The organism is Roseococcus sp. GW821-FHT12F05, assembly GCF_058806835.1.
This window is the reverse complement of the sequence record NZ_JBXAQB010000001.1, coordinates 887352-905576: the sequence shown is the minus strand read 5'-3', so window position 1 is coordinate 905576 and position 18225 is coordinate 887352. Positions and strand designations below refer to the sequence as shown.

Annotated in this window: 18 protein-coding genes; 10 read left to right on the top strand and 8 right to left on the bottom strand. The window is 71.2% G+C overall.

What is annotated here, in order from left to right; genetic code table 11:
* Window positions 1-29: 29 nt before the first annotated feature.
* From AC1ROY_RS04590 to AC1ROY_RS04580, 3 genes are read left to right on the top strand one after another with little or no spacing between them, the layout of a single operon-like run.
* A complete protein-coding gene (locus tag AC1ROY_RS04590; protein ID WP_493147398.1) occupies window positions 30-545 on the top strand; it encodes a DUF5675 family protein in 516 nt (171 codons plus the stop codon).
* 60 nt (window positions 546-605) lie between these two features.
* Entirely contained in the window at window positions 606-1568 is a 963-nt protein-coding gene (locus AC1ROY_RS04585; RefSeq protein ID WP_493147397.1) for a tripartite tricarboxylate transporter substrate binding protein, read from the top strand.
* Complete coding sequence (locus tag AC1ROY_RS04580) at window positions 1568-2545, top strand: NADPH:quinone oxidoreductase family protein (protein ID WP_493147396.1); 978 nt, start codon at window positions 1568-1570, stop codon at window positions 2543-2545. Before AC1ROY_RS04585 ends, AC1ROY_RS04580 begins: the two co-directional genes overlap by 1 nt.
* Here the strand turns inward: AC1ROY_RS04580 and AC1ROY_RS04575 are convergent.
* From AC1ROY_RS04575 to AC1ROY_RS04545, 7 genes are all read right to left on the bottom strand, one after another.
* Window positions 2542-3609 (bottom strand): AbrB family transcriptional regulator, encoded by a 1068-nt coding sequence (locus AC1ROY_RS04575; protein ID WP_493147395.1) that lies wholly within the window; start codon window positions 3607-3609, stop codon window positions 2542-2544. The two genes, AC1ROY_RS04580 and AC1ROY_RS04575, sit on opposite strands and share 4 nt — an antisense overlap.
* A 150-nt stretch (window positions 3610-3759) precedes the next feature.
* On the bottom strand, window positions 3760-4878 hold the full coding sequence (locus AC1ROY_RS04570) for a THUMP domain-containing class I SAM-dependent RNA methyltransferase (RefSeq protein ID WP_493147394.1): 1119 nt from the start codon (window positions 4876-4878) through the stop codon (window positions 3760-3762).
* Window positions 4879-4910: 32 nt separating this feature from the next.
* Entirely contained in the window at window positions 4911-5657 is a 747-nt protein-coding gene (locus AC1ROY_RS04565) for an enoyl-CoA hydratase-related protein (RefSeq protein WP_493147393.1), read from the bottom strand.
* A 28-nt stretch (window positions 5658-5685) separates the two neighbouring features.
* A complete protein-coding gene (gene mobB / locus AC1ROY_RS04560) occupies window positions 5686-6183 on the bottom strand; it encodes a molybdopterin-guanine dinucleotide biosynthesis protein B (protein WP_493147392.1) in 498 nt (165 codons plus the stop codon).
* A 9-nt stretch (window positions 6184-6192) separates the two neighbouring features.
* Window positions 6193-7389 (bottom strand): MFS transporter, encoded by a 1197-nt coding sequence (locus AC1ROY_RS04555; RefSeq protein WP_493147391.1) that lies wholly within the window; start codon window positions 7387-7389, stop codon window positions 6193-6195.
* Window positions 7390-7514: 125 nt separating this feature from the next.
* Complete coding sequence (locus tag AC1ROY_RS04550; RefSeq protein ID WP_493147390.1) at window positions 7515-9452, bottom strand: lysylphosphatidylglycerol synthase domain-containing protein; 1938 nt, start codon at window positions 9450-9452, stop codon at window positions 7515-7517.
* Window positions 9449-11077 carry a lysine--tRNA ligase gene (locus AC1ROY_RS04545; protein WP_493147389.1) on the bottom strand — a complete coding sequence of 543 codons (1629 nt, stop codon included), beginning with the start codon at window positions 11075-11077 and terminating at the stop codon, window positions 9449-9451. The genes AC1ROY_RS04550 and AC1ROY_RS04545 overlap by 4 nt, the downstream gene beginning before the upstream one ends.
* 172 nt (window positions 11078-11249) lie before the next feature.
* Here AC1ROY_RS04545 and AC1ROY_RS04540 point away from each other — a divergent pair, with 172 nt between their 5' ends.
* The 5 genes from AC1ROY_RS04540 (at window position 11250) to AC1ROY_RS04520 (ending at window position 14295) form a co-directional block, all read left to right on the top strand.
* Window positions 11250-11444 (top strand): DUF4089 domain-containing protein, encoded by a 195-nt coding sequence (locus AC1ROY_RS04540; RefSeq protein WP_493147388.1) that lies wholly within the window; start codon window positions 11250-11252, stop codon window positions 11442-11444.
* Window positions 11441-12832 carry an AtzE family amidohydrolase gene (locus AC1ROY_RS04535; RefSeq protein ID WP_493147387.1) on the top strand — a complete coding sequence of 464 codons (1392 nt, stop codon included), beginning with the start codon at window positions 11441-11443 and terminating at the stop codon, window positions 12830-12832. The genes AC1ROY_RS04540 and AC1ROY_RS04535 overlap by 4 nt, the downstream gene beginning before the upstream one ends.
* On the top strand, window positions 12832-13218 hold the full coding sequence (hpxZ, locus tag AC1ROY_RS04530; RefSeq protein WP_493147386.1) for an oxalurate catabolism protein HpxZ: 387 nt from the start codon (window positions 12832-12834) through the stop codon (window positions 13216-13218). Before AC1ROY_RS04535 ends, hpxZ begins: the two co-directional genes overlap by 1 nt.
* Window positions 13219-13247: 29 nt before the next feature.
* The gene (locus tag AC1ROY_RS04525) at window positions 13248-13583 is read left to right on the top strand and encodes a hypothetical protein (protein ID WP_493147385.1); all 336 of its coding nucleotides are present in this window, start codon (window positions 13248-13250) and stop codon (window positions 13581-13583) included.
* A 97-nt stretch (window positions 13584-13680) separates the two neighbouring features.
* Complete coding sequence (locus AC1ROY_RS04520; protein ID WP_493147384.1) at window positions 13681-14295, top strand: glycine zipper family protein; 615 nt, start codon at window positions 13681-13683, stop codon at window positions 14293-14295.
* A 1-nt stretch (window position 14296) separates the two neighbouring features.
* Here the strand turns inward: AC1ROY_RS04520 and AC1ROY_RS04515 are convergent, their stop codons facing one another.
* Window positions 14297-15538 (bottom strand): RsmB/NOP family class I SAM-dependent RNA methyltransferase, encoded by a 1242-nt coding sequence (locus AC1ROY_RS04515; protein WP_493147383.1) that lies wholly within the window; start codon window positions 15536-15538, stop codon window positions 14297-14299.
* Between the two features lie 189 nt (window positions 15539-15727).
* Here AC1ROY_RS04515 and AC1ROY_RS04510 point away from each other — a divergent pair, with 189 nt between their 5' ends.
* On the top strand, window positions 15728-17431 hold the full coding sequence (locus AC1ROY_RS04510) for an ArnT family glycosyltransferase (RefSeq protein WP_493147382.1): 1704 nt from the start codon (window positions 15728-15730) through the stop codon (window positions 17429-17431).
* A complete protein-coding gene (locus tag AC1ROY_RS04505; RefSeq protein WP_493147381.1) occupies window positions 17428-18042 on the top strand; it encodes a DedA family protein in 615 nt (204 codons plus the stop codon). Before AC1ROY_RS04510 ends, AC1ROY_RS04505 begins: the two co-directional genes overlap by 4 nt.
* Window positions 18043-18225: the final 183 nt, after the last annotated feature.

Below are 18225 nucleotides of genomic sequence, written 5' to 3'. Positions count from 1 at the left end.
GATTTAGCGAAGCAACGGAGGCACGCACCATGGAACTGCTCCTCACACGGCAAGTGACCGTCGGCGAAGCCACCATCGGCACGCTCGAAGTCGACGGAAAATTCCAGTGCCACACGCTCGAGGACCTGGAGCGCGCGGAGAAGATCCACGGCAGGACGGCCATCCCGCCCGGCACGTACAACGTCACGCTGGCGGAGAGCCCGAAATTCTCGAAGCGCTACGAGCAGGCGGGCCGCAGCCGGCTGATCCCGCGCCTGCACGACGTGCAGAATTTCTCTGGCATCCTCATCCACATCGGCAACAAGGCCGAGGACACCGACGGCTGCATCCTCGTCGGCAGCTGGCGCCCAAGCATGGGCGCCTTCATCGCCAGCTCCGGCAAGGCCTATGACGCCCTGCATGTCAGGCTCTCCGAGGCCACGACGATCCGGATCACCGTGAAGAACCACATGTCCGAGGCCGATGCGCGGATGCGGCACCCACCCAAGCTGCTCTTCGACAGCGTCCGGCCCGGCTTCGGCGAGACCGAGACCCTCTCGACCTGAACCCGGCATGGCCGGCCCGGGCGGTTGCGCTATCATCGGCGCAACCACGAAGGAACGTCCATGACCGCCACCCGCCGCGCCCTGCTGGGCGCCGCCCTCGCCGCGCCCGCCGTCGCGCAAGCCCAGGACTGGCCAGGCCGTCCCGTGCGCGTGATCGTCCCCTACCCGCCCGGCGGCCCGACCGACATCGTGGGCCGCGTCACGGCGGCCGGCCTCCAGGCCGAGCTCGGCTCGCCCTTCGTGGTCGAGAACCGCGCCGGTGCCGGCGGCTCCATCGGCGCGGGCGAAGCATCGCGGGCCGCGCCCGATGGCGCGACCTTTCTGGTCAATGCCTCCGCCCATGTCATCACGCCGCACCTCATGCGCGGCCTGCCCTTCGACGCGCTGGCCGATTTTTCGCCCGTCACCGAGATCGTGAAGGTGCCGCTCATCCTGGTGGTGAACGGGGCGGTGCCGGTGCGATCCGTGCAGGACCTCATCAATCTGGCGAAGGCGCAGCCGGGGCGGATCTCCTACGCCTCGTCGTCCATCGGAGGCGCGCCGCACCTGGCGGGCGAGCTCTTCAAGCTGATGACGCGGACGGACATCACCCACATCCCCTATCGCGGCTCGGGCCCGGCGCTGCAGGATCTGCTCGGCGGCACGGTGCAGATCATGTTCGACAGCCTCGCCTCCTCCGCCGAGCACGTGCGCTCCGGCCGCCTGCGCGCCATCGCGGTGACGACGACGCAACGCCTGCCGAGCCATCCGGAGCTGCCGACCATCGCGGAGTCCGGTGTCCCCGGCTACGAGATGACCACCTGGTACGCCATGTGGGGCCCGAAGAACCTGCCGCCGGCGCTGGCCACGCGCATGCAGCAGGCGGTGGCGAAGGTCTGCCAGCGCGAGGATGCGAAGGCGCGCTTCGCCTCGATGGGCGCCGACCCCATCGCCAGCACGCCGGCCGATTTCGCGCGGTTCTCCGCAAGCGAGTATGAGCGCTTCGGACGGCTCGTCCGCGACGCTGACATCAAGGGGGAATGATGCGCGCTCTTCTCTGCGAATCCTGGCGCGAGTTCGACCAGCTCGAGATCAAGGACATCCCGCCGCCGCCGATGCGGCCCGGCGCCGTGCGGATCAAGGTGGAGGCGGTCGGCGTCTCCTTCGCGGTCCAGCTCGTCGTCGCCGGAAAATACCAGCGCAAGCCGCCGCTGCCCTTCGTGCCCGGCACCGAGGTCGCCGGCACCGTGCTGGAAGGGCCACTACCGAAGGGCACGCGCGTCTTCGCCGCGCTCGACTGGGGCGGCTTCGCGGAAGAGGCGGTGGTGGATGCGATCCACGTCACGCCCATCCCCGACGGGCTGCCGCTGGCGCCGGCCGTGGCCTTCCCGATCAGCTACCCCACCGCGGCCTCGGCACTCATGTGGCGCGGCCATGTGAAGGCCGGCGACTGGGTGCTGGTGCATGGCGCGGCCGGCGGCGTGGGGCTCGCGGGCGTCGAGATCGTGAAGGCGCTGGGCGGCAAGGTCATCGCCCGCGCGGGCGCGGCGAAGCACGCCATGCTGCACGCCCGCGGCGCGGATGCGGTGCTCGACAGCGCGGCGCCCTTCCGCGACCGGGTGCGCGAGATCACCGGCGGCGCGGGCGTGTCCTGCGTGCTCGACACGTTGGGCGGCGACATCTTCGACGACTCCCTGCGCTGCCTCGGCGACGGCGGCACGCTGGTGACGGTGGGCTACGCGGCCGGCGGGATTCCCACCGTGCCGGCGAACATCCTGCTGCTGAAGAACATCGGCGTCGCCGGGCTGAACTGGGGCACCTATATCGGCTGGTCGCCGGGCGACAATCGCGAGGTTCACGCGCCGCGGACCCGGGCGTTGTGGGACCAGCTCATGGGCTGGTGGGCGGAGGGCAAGCTGAAGCCCGAGGTCCACGCCAGCTTCCCGCTGGAAAAGTTTCGCGAGGCGATGGCCGAGGTGCGCGAGCGACGCTCGGCGGGGCGCGTCGTGCTGGTGCCTTAGGACCCGCGCGCCCGGAGCCGCCGCTGCTCGGCATCCGCCAGCTTCCGGGCGACCCAGGGCCCGGTCAGGATCACCAGGAACATGCGCGCGGTCTGCATGGCCATGATGAAGGGCAGGTCGACCTGGCTCGAGGCGGCGATGATCGCCACCGTGTCCGAGCCGCCCGGGCTGGTCGCCAGATAGGCCGTCAGCGGATCCACCCCCGCCACCAGCACCAGCCCGGCGGCGATCAGCCCGCAGAGTGCCACCAGTGCGGCATTGGCCGCCAGGAGCCGCGGCAGGGCCTTCGCAGCATGCCACAGGATCGCCCGGTCGAAGCGGGCCCCGATCTGCCAGCCCGACAGCGCATAGGCGCAGGCCAGAAACCAGGGCGGAAGCTCGATCGTCATGAGCCCCGCTGTGTTCAGCGCGGTGCCGATGACGAGCGCGACGAGCATCGGGCCGGCCGGAATCCGCGCGTAGCGGCCGATGAGCGCCGTGCCGGCGACCAGCAGCAGGGTGGCGCCGAAGGCCGGCGCATGCAGGGGCGGGAACCAGTCGACCGCCGCGACGGCGCCGCCTTCCACCCCTGTCCCGATCCTCGCCACGGCGGTCGCCACCAGCGCGACGAAGACCAGGCGAAGATATTGCATGAAGGCCACCAGGCGCATGTCGGCCCCGTAGCTCTCGGCCATCAGGATCATGGTCTGCGACGCGCCCGGCGAGGTGCCCCAGACGGCCGTGGTGCCCGGCAGGATCTGCCACCGCATCAGCACCCAGGCGACCAGCGAGCTGGCGGCGAGCACCGAGACGATCCCCACCAGGATGATCGGCCAGTCGCGGGCGAGCTCCGGCAGGGTGGAGGCCGGGATCGCGCGCGCGATCATGCTGCCGATCGCCGCCTGGGCCAGCAGGAAGGCCGGGGCAGGCACCCGGGGCATCGCCCGCGCCACTGCCATGGCGACCGCGACGATCAGCGGGCCGAGAAGCAGCGCGGCCGGCAGTTGCAGCGCCTCCAGCGCCGCGGAGACGAGGAGCGACGCCAGGATCAGCAGGGCCCATCGGGCGCGGCTGTCTAGGAGCACATCGGGATCCGCGTGAGCCCGCGTCCAGCCTTAGCGCTCATGATCTGCACGCCTCTTGGCAAGGTGAAGCACTCTCGTCAGGTCACGTTCTCTGACCTGATCCTGACCGGGATCATCGGGACCGGGAAGCCGCCGACTGCCCGACTTCCGTCAGCGCAGCGGCTCGGTCCGGAACAGAATCACGCGCAGCCCGCCATGCGGCACAGGCGCTTCGGTCGGCAGGAAGGGCAGCCGGGTCGCGCGCGCCATGGCCGGATCGCTTGCGATGAGGCCGACGCGCCAGCCGGCGAAGCGGCTCGTCAGCGTCTGCCCGAGCGCGCTGTACAGCGCCGACAGCTTCGTCTTGTCCCCGAGCCGCGTGCCGTAGGGCGGATTGACGATGACCAGGCCCGGCGGCCCTTCGGGCGGGGCAATCTCGCTGATCGTGGCCTGCCGGAACTCGGTGCAGTCGGCGACGCCGGCACGCTCGGCATTCGCCACGCTCATCGCGATGGCGCCGGCATCCCGGTCGCTGCCGTAGAAGCGGGCCGCCGGGACGCGCCGGCTCTTCACCTCGCGCATGACCTGCCACGCCTCCGGATCGAAGGTGGCGAGCTGCTCGAAGGCGAAATGGCGGAAGCGGCCGGGATTGAGCCGGCTCGCGATCTCCGCGGCTTCGATGACGAAGGTGCCGGAGCCGCACATCGGATCGAGCACGGGCTCGCTGCCGTCGAAACCGCATTGCTGCAGGAAGAGCGCGGCCATGGTCTCGCGCATCGGTGCGCGGTTCACGGCCTCCTTGTAGCCGCGCTTGTGCAGCAGCTCGCCGGAGGTATCGAGGCTGATCGTGCAGACATCGTGGTCGATGCGCACCATGACGGTGACTTCGGCTTCCTCCACATGCGGTGCGCCAAGCGTTTTCTGGATCGCCGTCACGATCCGCTCGGCCGCCGCGCCGGAGTGGTAGATCTTGGATCCCGTGCAGGAGGCCTCGACCCGGAACGGCATGTCGGCGCGCAGGATATCGCCCCAGGGCACATGGCGCGCGCGGAGATCGAGATCCCGGAGATGCTGGACGCGAAAGCTCGCGACCCGCGCCAGGACACGTCCGGCGCCGCGGACCCACAGGTTGGCGCGCCAGACTTCCGGCCAGCCCCCGCGGATGGTGACGCCGCCGGGTACGGCCTTCGCCAGCTTGAAGCCCTTGCCGCGGACCTCCGCGAAGAGCGCGGGCTCCAGGCCAGGCAGGGCGGCCAGGAAAATCTCGAAATTGTCGGCAGAGGGGAACATCGCCCCTGCCTATCACCACCGGGTGAGCGCGCCTATTTCTTGAGGAAGCTCGCGAAGGCCGCCTGCGCCTCGGCGGTGCGCAGCCGCTCGGCGAAGGCGACGCGCTCAGCCGCCATGGCCTCGGCCACCGCCGCCGCATGCGGCGCCTTGATCAGCCGCTTGGTCTCCGCGACCGAGCCTGGCGGCAGCGCGGCCAGCGTTCTCGCCATCTCCATCGCCACCGGCTCGACCTCGTTGTCCGGCACGGCGCGCGAGGCCAGCCCGGCCGAAGCGGCCTCGGCCCCCGAGATCGGTGAACCCGACAGGAACCACCAGTTCGCCCGTGCCGGGCCCACGCGCGCCGGCAGCAGGAGGGAAGAACCCGCCTCTGGCACCAGCGCCAGCCGGGTGAAGGGCATCTGCAGCCGCGCCGTCTCGCTGGCCACGACCACGTCGCAATGCAGCAGCATGGTCGTGCCGATGCCGACGGCGTAGCCGCGCACCGCCGCGACCACCGGCTTGGCGAAGCCGACGATGTTCTCCAGGAAGTTGAAGGCCGCGCCCGGCTCGGTCGCGGGACGGTCGCCCACGGCGGCGAAATCCTTGATGTCGTTGCCGGCCGTGAAGTCCGTGCCGCCGGCCAGCATCACGACCCGCACGCTCTCGTCCACCGCGGCGAGGCTCAGCGCCTCGCCCATGGCGTTGTACATCTCGCGGGTCAGCGCGTTCTTCTTGTCGGGCCGGTTGAGGCGGATGGTGAGCACGGCATCGGCGCGCTCGGTCAGCACGTGTTCGGACATGATTTCCTCCGGATTTGCGCCGATTAGATCAGAACTTCTCCGCGTGGCGTAGGGCCGCCTCGGCGACGGCCGCGATGTCGTCCAGATGCACCGAGGGCGGCGCGCCCTCCGGCACCGGCACGTCGGAGGCGACGGCGCGGATCAGCGGATCCTCGGGGTAGAGAAACGGCTTGCCGTTGGCACTCCGAAAAATCTCGATCTTCGGCACGGGGTCGCGCTTGAAGCCCTCGACCACCACGAGGTCCACCGGGCTCAGCCGCCCCAGCAGTTCCCTCAGCGGCGGCTCCGGCGCGCCGCGATGCTCGGTCATCAGCGCCCAGCGGTTGGCCGAGGAGACCAGCACCTGCGCGGCGCCCGCCTGGCGGTGCTCGAAGCTGTCCTTGCCCGGCTGGTCCACATCGAAATTGTGGTGCGCGTGCTTCACCGTGGAGACCGAGACGCCGCGCGCGATCAGCGCCGGGATCAGGCGCACGACCAGCGTCGTCTTGCCCGCTCCGCTCCATCCCGCGAGGCCGATGACCTTCATGGGACGAAGCTAGCGCCGATCGAGGCTCCACGACACCGCCCAGATGACCAGCCCGGCCAGCGCCAGCCCGACGCCGACCCAGGCCGTCGAGGTCCAGCCGTAACCGGCCGCGATCGCCATCCCGCCCAGCCAAGGCCCCAGCGCATTGGCGGTGTTGAAGGCCGAGTGGTTGAGCGCGGCCGCCAGGGTCTGCGCATCGCCCGCCACGTCCATCAGGCGGGATTGCAGGATGGTCGCGAGCCCGCCGCTGCAGCCGATGAGCAGCACCACCGGCACCAGCGTCCAGAGGCTCTGCGCGGCGGAGGGGTAGAGCGCCAGCATGGCCGCGTTGAAGACGAGGGTGATCCCTGCCGCCGGCATCAGCGCCCGGTCCGCCGCCCAGGCACAGACCAGGTTGCCGAGGGTCAGCCCCACGCCGAAGACGGCGAGCACGAGCGGCACCAGCGCCGGCGCGGCCCCCGTCACCTCGACCAGCGTGGTCGCGAGATAGGTGTAGACGGCGAAGAGCCCGCCGAAGCCGATCGCGCCCATGCCAAGCGCCAGCCACACCTGCGGCCGGCGCAGCGCGCCGAGCTCGCGAAGGGGGCTCGCGCCCCGGTCGCCGGGCGCATGCGGCATGAAGGCGAGGAGCAGCGCCGCGGTCGTTGTCGCCAGGATCGCCACCAGCCCGAAGCCCCAGCGCCAACCCACGAGCTGACCCACGCCATTGGCCAGCGGCACGCCGACCACCGTCGCGAGCGTCAGCCCCAGCATCATGCGCGACACCGCCTGGGCGCGGCGCTCGCGCGGGACCAGCGACGCGGCGACCAGCGCGCCCACGCCGAAAAAGGCGCCGTGCGGCAGGCCGCTGAGGAAGCGGAAGCCCAGCATCCAGCCGTAGTTCGGCGAAAGGGCGGAAAGCCCGTTGGCCAGGGCGAAGACCGCCATCAGCCCGATCAGCAGCGAGCGCCGCGGCAGCCGCGCGCCGAGCACCGCGATCAGCGGCGCGCCCACCACCACGCCCAGCGCATAGGCGCTGATGACATGGCCCGCCGTCGGCTCGTCGATGCCCAGCGCCGGCGCGAATTGCGGCACCAGGCTCATCGCCGCGAACTCCGTGGTCCCGATGGAGAAGCCGCCCATGGCCAGCGCGACCAGGACGAGGCGCGGATCCGCCGCCGAGCGCGGGATGGCCAAGGGGGAGGAAACGGCGGCGGGCTGGGTCATGCGCAGGTCCTCGTCGGCCGGGGAGCCCGGCCGGGATCAGGTCTGGATTTCCTGGAGGTCGCATCCCCGGGGCTTCGGCCCCGGCGTTTCCCATCGCCTATCCTCGCCCAGATGGGCGGGCCGGTTCAATCCGCAACCAGCTCGGCCGGCGCGCCGCAGTAGTCCATCAGCACGGCCATGTCGCGCTCGGCATGGCAGGCCACGTAGCGGCCGGGCGCCTTGGGGTCGGGCAGGGTCTGCAGCCCGGTGTCCGCATAGACCCGCAGATAGGCCGGCCCCACGCCCACGAAGGCCGAGCGCGCCCCGTTGCGCTCGCAGAGGTCCCGGAAGCGCCAGATGGCCGAGACGGCGTCCCGCACGTCGCCCGCCGGATCGCCATGGCCGATCCAGATCGGACCGGCCTTGGTGAAGGCGAAGCCGGCACGCCCCGCCTCGCCCCAGAGCACGCCGTCGGCCTGCGCCGGCAGGGTGGCGCCCAGCGCCGCGAGCACCGCGCGCTGGGCGTCGTCATAGGGCACCGGCCGGATGCGCGCCGGCCGCAGCAGCCGGAACAGCCCGGCCAGCAGCAGCAGCACCGTGATGCCGACGGCGAAGCGCAGCTGGATCGGCGGTCCTTCGGTCAGCACGACTTCCCACCAATAGGCGTCCTGGAGCCGGCTCGCATTGGCGAAGAGCGCCAGCGCCATGCCGCTGATCGCGACGGCCGCCAGCGGCAGCAGCATCTCCTGCGAGAGCGGCTCGGCCCGCAGCCGGCTGTTGCGGTAGAAGGCCGGGCGCATGGTGGCCAGCACGGCGGCCACCAGCAGGAAGACGCCCCAGGTCCACCAGGCTTCGTTGCGCAGCCAGGAGATGAAGGCGCCGGCGCCCAGCAGCACCAGCGCCGCGCCCCAGGCGATGTTGAGCCGCCGCGCCAGGCCGAAGGCCATCACCATCAGCAGCGAGCCCACGAGGGAGGCGGCGAATTGCGAGGCGATCGCCGCCTCGTAGCCGGCCCATTCCTTCAGCTCGTCGACCGGCAGGGAGCCCAGGAAGATCAGCAGCGCGCCGCCCAGCGCCACGAGGCCGGACAGCACCGGCACCTCCAGCGGCATGGCGCCGGAGCCCAGCGCGGTGAAGCGCCCGAGCGTCCCGCGCCGCTGGCTGATCTCGAAGCCCGCGAAGAGCAGGCCGGAGATGAAAAGGGGCACGATGTAGTAGTAGAGCCGGAAGACCAGCAGCGCCCCGACCACCTCGGCCGCGCCCATGTACGGGCCGAGGCCGATGACGATCGCCGCGTCGAAGACACCGAGCCCGCCGGGCACGCTGGCCACGATGCCGGCCGAATAGGCCGCGAGGTAGATGCCCACGAAGCGGATGAAGGTCAGCCCCTCCACCGGGGGCAGCAGCACGTAGAAGATCGCCGCGGTCACCGCCACGTCCACCGTGGCGAGCAGGCTCTGCGCGATGGCCATGGTGGTGCCGGGCAGCTCCACCACATGGCCGAAGAGTTTGACGGTGCGGCGGAAGCGGCTCAGCAGGATGTAGGAAAGCACCACGCCGAAGAGCGGGATGGCCAGCGACTGCAGCGCCCAGTGCGGCAGGTGCGTGCCGAGCCAGGGCAGCACCTCGGGCTCCAGGATCAGCACCGCCCCGCCCAGCGCCATGCCGCCCAGGCCGAAGGTCAGCGAGGTGAAGCCGATGACCTTGCCGATCTCGAGCGTCGAATAGCCCCAGGCCGAGTAGAGCCGGAACCGCACCGCCGCCCCCGAGACCGCCGCGAAGCCGAGGTTGTGCGCCAGCGCGTAGCCGCAGAAGGAGGCGACCAGCGCCCGCCCCCAGCTCGATGGCTTTCCCGCGTAGCGCGCCCCCAGCCAGTCATAGGCGGCGAGCACGAGATAGGCCGCCACCGTCAGCCCCGCGCCCTGCCAGAGGGAGGAGTCCGGAATCTCGCCCATCGCACGCATCACGTCGGCGAGGGAGAGGTTGCGGAACTCGCGCTGCACGACCCAGATGGCGGCCACCAGGAGGATCAGGCCGAAGCCCGTCGCCCCGTGGCGCTTCAGGAACGGCAGCAGCGCTTTCACGCCGTGGCGCTCTCCCGGGCGAGGGCGTTTTCGATGAGCGCGCAGGCCTCGACCACGCCCATGACGGCGATGGTGCCGCCGAAGCGCGGGCCCTCGGACTTGCCGAGCAGCACCTCGTAGAGCGCGCTGAACCAGGCCCGGCCCACGCCGGGCCGGCCGCCGTCCTTGGCGGGCGTCTGGAAGGCCGGGAATTCGCGGCCGGCGTCGTAGACGGCCTCCTGCATGGCCGCCTCGCGCTGCGGGCCGGCCGGGAGCGCCTCGAATTCCGGCGCACGGTCGCGCAGGATCTCCACCAGCCGCCGCATGGCCGCGGCCTCCTCCGCCGTCGCCTCGCGGAATTTCCGCTCCGGCGCGATGAAGTCGCGCCAATAGGCGCAGGCGTTGCGGACCATGCGGTCGAGCACGGGCTCGGCCTCCGGCGTCAGCTCCGGGTGATACTTCTTCAGATAGGCCCAGAGCCGGTCCGGATCGTCCGTGTTCGCGATGCCGGCGAGGTTGAGCAGCGTCGCGTAGGAGACCGGCGGCGGGGCAAAATTCGGTGCCTGCCCCCGATGGATGTGCCAGGCGGGGTTCGCCGGGTCCGGGTTCTCGCGCAGCTTGGCGAGGCCCGCCAGCCAGTCGTCCACCGCGCGCGGGATCACCTCCTTGTGCAGCCGCTTGGCGCTGCCGGGCGAGGCGAACATGAACCAGGCGAGGCTTTCGGGTGGCCCGTACTCCAGCCACTGTTCGATGGTGAGCCCGTTGCCCTTGCTCTTGCTGATCTTCTGGCCCTGGGCGTCATTGAACAGCTCGTAGGTGAAGGAGACCGGCGGCTCGCTGCCCAGCACCTTGCAGATGCGGGACGAGAGCTTGACGCTGTCGATCAGGTCCTTGCCGGACATCTCGTAGTCCACACCCAGCGCGTGCCAGCGCATGGCCCAGTCGGCCTTCCACTGCGCCTTGCAGGCGCCGCCGGTGACGGCTGTCTCGAAAACTTCACCGGTCTCGGGGTCGCGCCAGACGATGGTACCGGCCTCGGGGCGGGTTTCCTCCATCGGCACCTGCATCACGATGCCCGTCTTCGGGTGGATGGGCAGGAAGGGCGAGTAGGTCGCGCGGCGGTCCGGCCCGAGCGTGGGCAGGATCACCTGCCGCACCTCCTCGTGCAGCGCCAGCATGCGCAGCAGCGCCGCGTCGAAGCGGCCGGAGGCGTAGTAGTCGGTGCTGCTCGCGAACTCGTAGTCGAAGCCGAACTCGTCGAGGAAGGCGCGCAGCCGCGCGTTGTTGTGCTGGCCGAAGCTCGGATGGGTGCCGAAGGGATCGGGGATGCGGGTCAGCGGCTTGCCGAGGTGCTGCGCCAGCATCTCCTTGTTCGGCACGTTGTCCGGGACCTTGCGCAGCCCGTCCATGTCGTCGCTGAAGGCGAGCAGGCGCGAGGGCAGCCCGGTCAGCTCCGTGAAGGCCTTCCGCACCCAGCTGGTGCGCGCGACCTCGCCGAAGGTGCCGATATGCGGCAGGCCCGAGGGGCCGTAGCCCGTCTCGAACAACGCCTCTTTTTTCCCGGTCGCGGCCAGTCGGTCGGCGAGCTTGGCGGCTTCCTCGAAGGGCCAGGCGCGGACGGTGCGGAGCGATGGATCGGCGGACATGGGCCTCCGGATGGCAGGGGGCGGGAGTATGGTCAATGTGTCACTGCCCATTGCGGCGGCAAGCCTGCCATCCGAAAGCGCAGGATTTGCAGGATTGTCGCCGTGGGAGGGCGGATTGGACCTTCCTTGAAGGGCCGGCTTCGGGCCCCAATCGGGATGGAGGGACCACCCCATGGCCGATTTCGATCCCGCAACCTACGCGCCGCAGGTCGCCGCCGCCCTCGGGCTGCCGCTGCACGAGGAGCATCTGCCCGGCATATTGATGAACCTGGCCCTCGCGAAGCGCATGGCGGCGCTGGTGGAGAGCGTCCCCCTCGCGCCGCAGGACGAGCCCGCGCCGGTCTTCGTCGCGGGGCCGCCCAAGTGAGCGTCGCCGCCCTCGCCGCCGAGGTCCGGACTGGGACGCGCAAGGCCGCCGAGGTTGTCGAGGAGCGGCTGGCCGATATCGCCGCCCGCGACCCGCTCTACAACTGCTTCACCGAGGTCACCGCCGCCCGCGCCCGCGCCGAGGCCGCCGCGGTGGACGCCAAGGTCGCGGCCGGCATCGACCCCGGACCACTGGCCGGGGTGCCGGTGGCGGTGAAGAACCTCTTCGACCTGGAGGGGATCGCCACCCTCGCCGGCTCCAAGATCGAGCGCGACAGCCCGCCCGCCGCCCGCGACGGCTTCCTGGTCCGCAGGCTGACCGAGGCCGGCGCCATCATGCTCGGCGCGCTCAACATGGACGAATACGCCTACGGCTTCTCCACCGAGAACGAGCATGAGGGGCCGAGCCGCAACCCGCATGACACGACCCGCATCGCCGGCGGCTCCTCGGGCGGCAGCACGGCGGCTGTCGCGGCGGGGCTGGTGCCGATCACGCTCGGCAGCGACACCAATGGCTCCATCCGGGTGCCCTCCTCGCTCTGCGGCATCTGGGGGGTGAAGCCGACCTATGGCCGGATGTCCCGGCACGGCAGCTTTCCCTTCGTGGGCGCCTTCGACCATCTCGGGCCCTTCGCGCGGGAGCTGTCGGACCTGGCGCTGGCCTACAACGTTCTTCAGGGCGAGGACCCGGAGGATCCGCACCAGACGTTTCCGGGGGTGCAGCCCGCCCTGCCGGACCCGGACATCGCCGGCCTGCGCATTGTCGTCGCGGACGGGCATTTTTCCCGCGGCGGCCATCCCGAGGCCTTCGCGGCCGTCGCCACCGTGGCCAAGGCCCTGGGAACCGCGCGGACCGTCACCATCCCCCACGCCGCCGAGGGGCGAGCCGCGGCCTTCCTCATCACCATGGCCGAGGGCGCCAACCTCCACATGGCGAACCTGCGCGCCCGGCCTGATGATTTCGACTTCGCCACCCGCGACCGCTTCCTGGCCGGCGCCCTGCTGCCGGCCCATTGGGTCACCCAGGCGCAGCGGTTGCGAGCGCTCTATCGGGCTGAAGTTCTCCGTCTTTTCAAGGACGTGGATGTCATCCTGGCCCCGTCGACACCCTTCGTGGCGCCGAAGATCGGCCAGACCATGATCGAGGTGGATGGGGAGAACATCCCCGTCCGCCCCAATCTCGGCGTCTACACCCAGCCCATCTCCTGCATTGGCCTGCCGGTGATCGCGGCCCCGCTCGCCGATCCGGCGGCGCTCGGCACGCCGGGGGGCATGCCGATCGGCGTGCAGCTCATCGGCGCGCCCTGGGCCGAGGCCACCCTCTTCCGCGTCGCGGCTGCCCTCGAGAAGATGGGGGTCTGCGCTGCGCCCCCCGTAAGGAATTCCTGATGCACGAGGTGAATATCCCCGAGGTCCATGCCGAGGTCTCGGCGGCCTTCTACCGTTACGAAGCGGCGCTGGTGAGCAACGACGTGGCCGTGCTGGACGAGCTCTTCTGGAACAACGAGCACACGCTGCGCTTCGGGGCGACGGAGAACCTGTTCTCCTATGCCGAGATCGCCGAGTTCCGCGCCGCGCGCGCCCCGGCAGGAGGCCGGAAGCTGCTCCGCACCGTCGTCACCACCTATGGGCGCGACTTCGGCACGGCCAACACGACCTTCATCCGCGACGGCTCGGACCGGATCGGCCGGCAGAGCCACACGTGGCTGCGCACGCCGGAGGGCTGGCGCATCGTGGCGGCCCATGTGTCGCTTCTTCCGCCGGGGGTGGGCTAGCCTCCCCTCCGAAGAGGAGGAGGGCGGCGATGAGGAGATCCTGGGCCTGGATGGCCCTCGTGCTGGCCGCGCCGGCCTGCGCGCAGCCGCCCCCGCCCGCAGGCCCGACGCGCGAGGCGCTTCCCCCGTCCGGCAAGGGCGGAGACCACTTCCACCGCGAAGACCTCGAATGCCGGGCCATGGCGGCGGACAACCTCGCCCTCGGCCCGGCCGCGGGCGATGCGCTCATCGCCGGGCTGCGCGAGCGGCAGGTCGCGCGGGTCGACGGCAACCTGCGCGCCGCGCCCTGGGCGCGCCTCAGGCCGCAGGAGCGCTACGACGCCGTCTATCTCCGCTGCCATTCCAGCCTGGGCAACGGCTTCTGAACCGCACAATCATGCAACGAAATTTTGTAACCGCCGCTCCCCCGCCACGTTTGCCAAGCCATATGCCTGGGCTGAATTCGGGCAGACGAGGATAGCCATGAAGAATGTCGTGATCCTGGGCCTGGCGGGCATCGGCCTCGCGGCGTGCGCCGTTCCGCCGCCCTCCGGGCCGACCCTCATCGCCCTGCCGCCCCAGGGCAAGGACTACGCGCAGTTCCAGCGCGAGGACATGACCTGCCAGCAGAACGCCGCCGCCAGCATCGGCTACGCCAACCCCTCGGCCGCGGCGACGAACGCGGCGGTGGGCAGCGCGGCCGTCGGGACGGCGGTGGGCGCGGCCGCGGGCGCGCTGATCGGCGCGGCGGCGGGCAATCCGGGTGCGGGGGCGGCGATCGGCGCGGGCGCCGGCCTTGTCACGGGCGGTGCGGTCGGCGCGAACAACGCGGCTGCCGTCGGCTACGACATGCAGGGCCGCTTCGACACGGTCTACGCCCAGTGCATGACGGCCTATGGCAACACCATCCAGGCCGCCCCGCAGACGCCGCCCACGCTGCCCTACTACGCGGCGCCGTATTACCCTTACCCGTTCTATCCCTACCCTTATTACTACGGGCCGCGCGTGGGCTTCTACGGTGGATACGGCTACGGCTGGGGGGGCTATCGCGGCGGATACTGGGGCGGATACCGCGGTGGCTGGGGCCGGCGCTGGTAGGTCAGGCCTTTACCAGACGCACGACGAAGAACCCGTCCATGCCGCCCCGGTCGGACCACATGTCGGGCCGGGTGCGCAGCGCGCCCTGCGCGGTGACGCCGATCTCCGACGCCTCCTCGTCGTGGATCGGGTCGATCCGCAGCCCGTCGGGCAGGCTGGCGAGATGCGCCTCCCCCTCCTCCGCCTGGAGCGAGCAGGTGGCGAAGACCAGCCGCCCGCCCGGCTTCAGCAGCTTAGCCGCGGCCCCGAGCAATTGGCGCTGCTGCTCCGCCAGTTTGGGGATGTCCTTGGATTGCTTGAGATAAGGCAGATCCGGATGGCGGCGGATGGTGCCGGTGGCCGTGCAGGGCGCGTCGAGCAGGACGGCGTCGAAGAGCCCGTCCGGTCGCCATTTCAGCACGTCGGCATTCACCAGTTCCGGGGCGAGCTTCAGCCGGACCATGTTCTCGCGCAGCCGGACCATGCGGCCTGAATCCCGCTCCACCGCCACGACCTCGGCGCCGAGCGCTGCCAGCTGTGCTGTCTTGCCGCCCGGCGCGGCGCAGAGATCGGCCACGCGCTCGCCCGGCCGAACCTGCAAAAGCTTCGCCGGCAAGGCGGCGGCGGCGTCCTGGGCCCAGAACTCGCCCTCGGCGAAGCCCGCCAGCTCGGTGATGCGCGTCCCGGCCGGCAGCCGGGCCGTGCCGGTGGGGAGCATCACCGCCCCCTCCGGCGCCGCCGCGCCTGGCTTGAGCGAGAGGTCCAGCGGTGCCTCGACCCGGTGCGCCGCCGCGATGGCCCTCACCGCCGAGCCATGCGCCGCATGCCAGCTCGCCCAGAGCCAGGCCGGCGTGTCGAGCCGCGGATCCAGCCCCCCCAGCGCCTCCGGCCCGGCCTCGGCGACCCGCCGCAGCACCGCATTCACCAGCCCGGCCAAGGGCTTGGGCGCCAGCGACACCGCCGAGGCCACCGCCGCATGCGCGGGCGTGCCGAGCAGCAGCAGCTCCGCGGCCCCGATCCGCAGCGCCCGCTGGGCCGGCTTGGGCGGCGCACGGCGCAGCCAGGGCTCCATCACCGCGTCGAGGCTGCCCATCCGGCGCAGCACGGCGGCGGCGATGCGGTGGCCCGCCGCCTTGTCGCGCGCCTCGATGTTGGACGGGATGGCGTCGAGCGCCTCCTCCATCGCGCGGTGCTGCTCCAGGACGGATTCCAGCAGCAGGGAGGCGACACGGCGGCCAGGGGAGATGCCAGGCGAGATGCTCATCCGGCGGTTTATGGCCGGGCGCCTCCCCGCATGCTAGACGCGCCGGATGTTTAGCCTGCCCTCAAACGCCGGGCGCCGCCTGCAGCGGCTTGGCTCCGCCGCGCCGCCGATGCGCCGGGCGGCGTTGTCGGTTGGGCGGCGCCGGCCGCTTTGCGGCCGGATCCCCGAAGCCCGGTGCTCCCCTTCCGAATGACGGCTTTGCGACTGGACTCCTGGCTGGACACCGCGAGCGGGGCGGCGCAGCGCTGGCCCCGGCTGGTCCTGGTCCTCCTCTGCCTGGCGCTCTTCCTGCCGGGCTTCTTCGCCATCCCCGCCACCGACCGCGACGAGAGCCGCTTCGCCCAGGCCACGCGCCAGATGGTCGAGACCGGCGACTACGTCCATATCCGCGTCGGCGACGAGGAGCGGAACAAGAAACCCGTCGGCATCCACTGGGCGCAGGCGGCGAGCGTCCATCTCCTGGAGACGGCCGGCCTCGCCGACCGCAGCGAGATCTGGGCCTACCGCGTCCCGTCGCTGCTGGGCGCGATCCTGGCCGTCCTCGCCACCTTCCAGTTCGGCCGCGGCCTCGTGGGCCGGCGCACGGCGATGCTGGCGGCGGCCATGCTGGCCGGCTGCATGGTGCTGATGGTCGAGGCGCATATCGCCAAGACCGACGCGGCCCTGCTGGCCAGCGTGACCGCCGCCATGGGCCTGTTCGGCCTCGCCTATCTCCGGCCCGACGGCTTCACCAGGCGACAGGCGGCGGCCTTCTGGGTGATCCTCGGCATCGGTATCCTGCTGAAGGGCCCGATCGCGCCCATGATGCCGCTGCTGACCGGGCTGACCCTGGCCTTCTGCGACCGCCGCGCCGGCAAGGGCTGGCTGCATGCGCCCTGGCTCAGATCGCTGCGTCCGTCCTGGGGCATCCCGCTGATGCTGGTCCTCGTGCTGCCCTGGATGATCGCGATCGGCGTCGCGACCGAGGGGCGCTTCTTCTCCCAGGCCATCGGCGGCGACATGCTGGGCAAGGTCGGCGCTGGCGACGAAAAGCACTGGGGCCCGCCCGGCTATTACCTCCTGACCTTCCTCGTCGCTGCCTTCCCGGCCGGCTTCCTGGTGATCCTCTCCCTGCGCCAGAGCTGGGCCGAGCGGCGCAAGCCGGCCATCCGCTTCCTCCTCGCCTGGATCGTGCCGACCTGGCTGGTCTTCGAGGCGGTCGCGACCAAGCTGCCGCACTACACCCTGCCCGCCTTTCCGGCCCTCATGCTGCTCGGCGCCGTCTGGGCCATGGACCCGCTGCGCCGCGAGCCGCCGCGCTGGCTGCGCTGGGCGGCTCAGCTCGCGGTGGCGGGCGTGGCCCTGGGCCTCGCGGCGGTGGCCATTGCGCTGCCCTGGTTCGTCACCGGCCATGAGCCGCTGGGCGCGCTGCTGGCCCTCCCGGCGGCGGCGCTGCTGATCTGGCTCACCTGGCGCGAGATGGGACGCGGGCACTGGGCGCGCAGCGCGGCCGTCGCCGTGGTCGCGGCCATTCCCGTCTATGTGAGCGTCATGCAGCTCACCTTCCCGCGCATCGAGGCACTGTGGATCGCGCCGCGGATCGAGGCCTTGCTGGCGCAGCGTGCGCCCGGCCTGCCCTCGCAGAACTTCGGCATCACCGGCCATGCCGAGCCCTCCACGCTGTTCCATGTCGGCGGCGGGCTGCAGCTCCTGCGCCGCGGCGACGACGCTGCCATCTTTCTGGCCGCCGATGCGGGCAGGGTGGTGGCGGTGGGCGACCGCGCCGAGGCGGATTTCCACCGAGAGGCCGCGCGGCTCGGGCTGCGCCTGGAGGAGATGGGTTCCGTGGATGGACTGAACTACACGCGCGGGCGCCGCGTGACGCTGCGCTTCTACCGGGTGGCCGCGCCATGATGGACCTCATCACGAGCTGGGTCGCCGCCGCAGGCTATCTCGGCGTCTTCGGGCTGATGTTCCTGGAGAACCTGTTTCCGCCGATCCCCTCCGAGCTCATCATGCCCTTCGCGGGCTTCGCCGCCGCGCGGGGCGAGCTCTCCGTCACGCTGGTGATCGTGGCGGGCATCGCCGGCACCATCGCGGGCAACATGTTCTGGTACGAGCTGGCGCGCGCCATCGGCACGGCCCGCACCAAGCGGCTCTGCGAGCGCTTCGGCCGCTGGATCGGCGTCCGGGCGGAAGACCTGGACAAGGCGGAGGAGACGCTGCGCCGCTGGGGCCCGCTCGCGGTCTTCCTGGGGCGCATCATGCCGGGCATCCGCACGGTGATCTCCATCCCCGCCGGCCTCATCGAGATGCCGCGCGCCACCTTCTACGCCTGGACGACGCTCGGCACGGCCATCTGGGTCGGTGCCCTGACCATGGCCGGCTACGTGCTGGAGGAAGGCTACAACCGGTTCGAGCCCTGGATCGACCCGATCGGCAAGGTCCTGGTCCTGCTCGTGGGTGTGCTGTTCCTCTGGCAGCTCTGGCGGATCTGGCGGCGGAGCAGGCAGGATCCCCGGTGACGATCCCCGCTGCTCCGTGCGCCTTGACGACGCGCCTCGCCTGCCCTTCACTCCGCCGCGTGACGACGATCCTTCCCCTGTCAGGGCTGTATTACGCGCCGCTCTCCTAGCGGCGGGATGATCCTTGTCATCTTTCAACCGCTGCCTGGCCAGCGGTTGAACCCACGACATTCCGTTGGCCTC

What these genes read in the sequence shown, in the direction of transcription:
- AC1ROY_RS04590 (WP_493147398.1), top strand. Translation starts at nt 30, where the DNA reads ATGGAACTGCTCCTCACACGGCAAGTGACCGTCGGCGAAGCCACCATC.
- AC1ROY_RS04570 (WP_493147394.1), bottom strand. Translation starts at nt 4,878, where the DNA reads ATGTTCCCCTCTGCCGACAATTTCGAGATTTTCCTGGCCGCCCTGCCT.
- AC1ROY_RS04580 (WP_493147396.1), top strand. Translation starts at nt 1,568, where the DNA reads ATGCGCGCTCTTCTCTGCGAATCCTGGCGCGAGTTCGACCAGCTCGAG.
- AC1ROY_RS04515 (WP_493147383.1), bottom strand. Translation starts at nt 15,538, where the DNA reads ATGAGCATCTCGCCTGGCATCTCCCCTGGCCGCCGTGTCGCCTCCCTG.
- AC1ROY_RS04565 (WP_493147393.1), bottom strand. Translation starts at nt 5,657, where the DNA reads ATGTCCGAACACGTGCTGACCGAGCGCGCCGATGCCGTGCTCACCATC.
- AC1ROY_RS04585 (WP_493147397.1), top strand. Translation starts at nt 606, where the DNA reads ATGACCGCCACCCGCCGCGCCCTGCTGGGCGCCGCCCTCGCCGCGCCC.
- AC1ROY_RS04520 (WP_493147384.1), top strand. Translation starts at nt 13,681, where the DNA reads ATGAAGAATGTCGTGATCCTGGGCCTGGCGGGCATCGGCCTCGCGGCG.
- AC1ROY_RS04545 (WP_493147389.1), bottom strand. Translation starts at nt 11,077, where the DNA reads ATGTCCGCCGATCCATCGCTCCGCACCGTCCGCGCCTGGCCCTTCGAG.
- AC1ROY_RS04505 (WP_493147381.1), top strand. Translation starts at nt 17,428, where the DNA reads ATGATGGACCTCATCACGAGCTGGGTCGCCGCCGCAGGCTATCTCGGC.
- AC1ROY_RS04525 (WP_493147385.1), top strand. Translation starts at nt 13,248, where the DNA reads ATGAGGAGATCCTGGGCCTGGATGGCCCTCGTGCTGGCCGCGCCGGCC.
- hpxZ (WP_493147386.1), top strand. Translation starts at nt 12,832, where the DNA reads ATGCACGAGGTGAATATCCCCGAGGTCCATGCCGAGGTCTCGGCGGCC.
- AC1ROY_RS04555 (WP_493147391.1), bottom strand. Translation starts at nt 7,389, where the DNA reads ATGACCCAGCCCGCCGCCGTTTCCTCCCCCTTGGCCATCCCGCGCTCG.
- AC1ROY_RS04510 (WP_493147382.1), top strand. Translation starts at nt 15,728, where the DNA reads ATGACGGCTTTGCGACTGGACTCCTGGCTGGACACCGCGAGCGGGGCG.
- mobB (WP_493147392.1), bottom strand. Translation starts at nt 6,183, where the DNA reads ATGAAGGTCATCGGCCTCGCGGGATGGAGCGGAGCGGGCAAGACGACG.
- AC1ROY_RS04540 (WP_493147388.1), top strand. Translation starts at nt 11,250, where the DNA reads ATGGCCGATTTCGATCCCGCAACCTACGCGCCGCAGGTCGCCGCCGCC.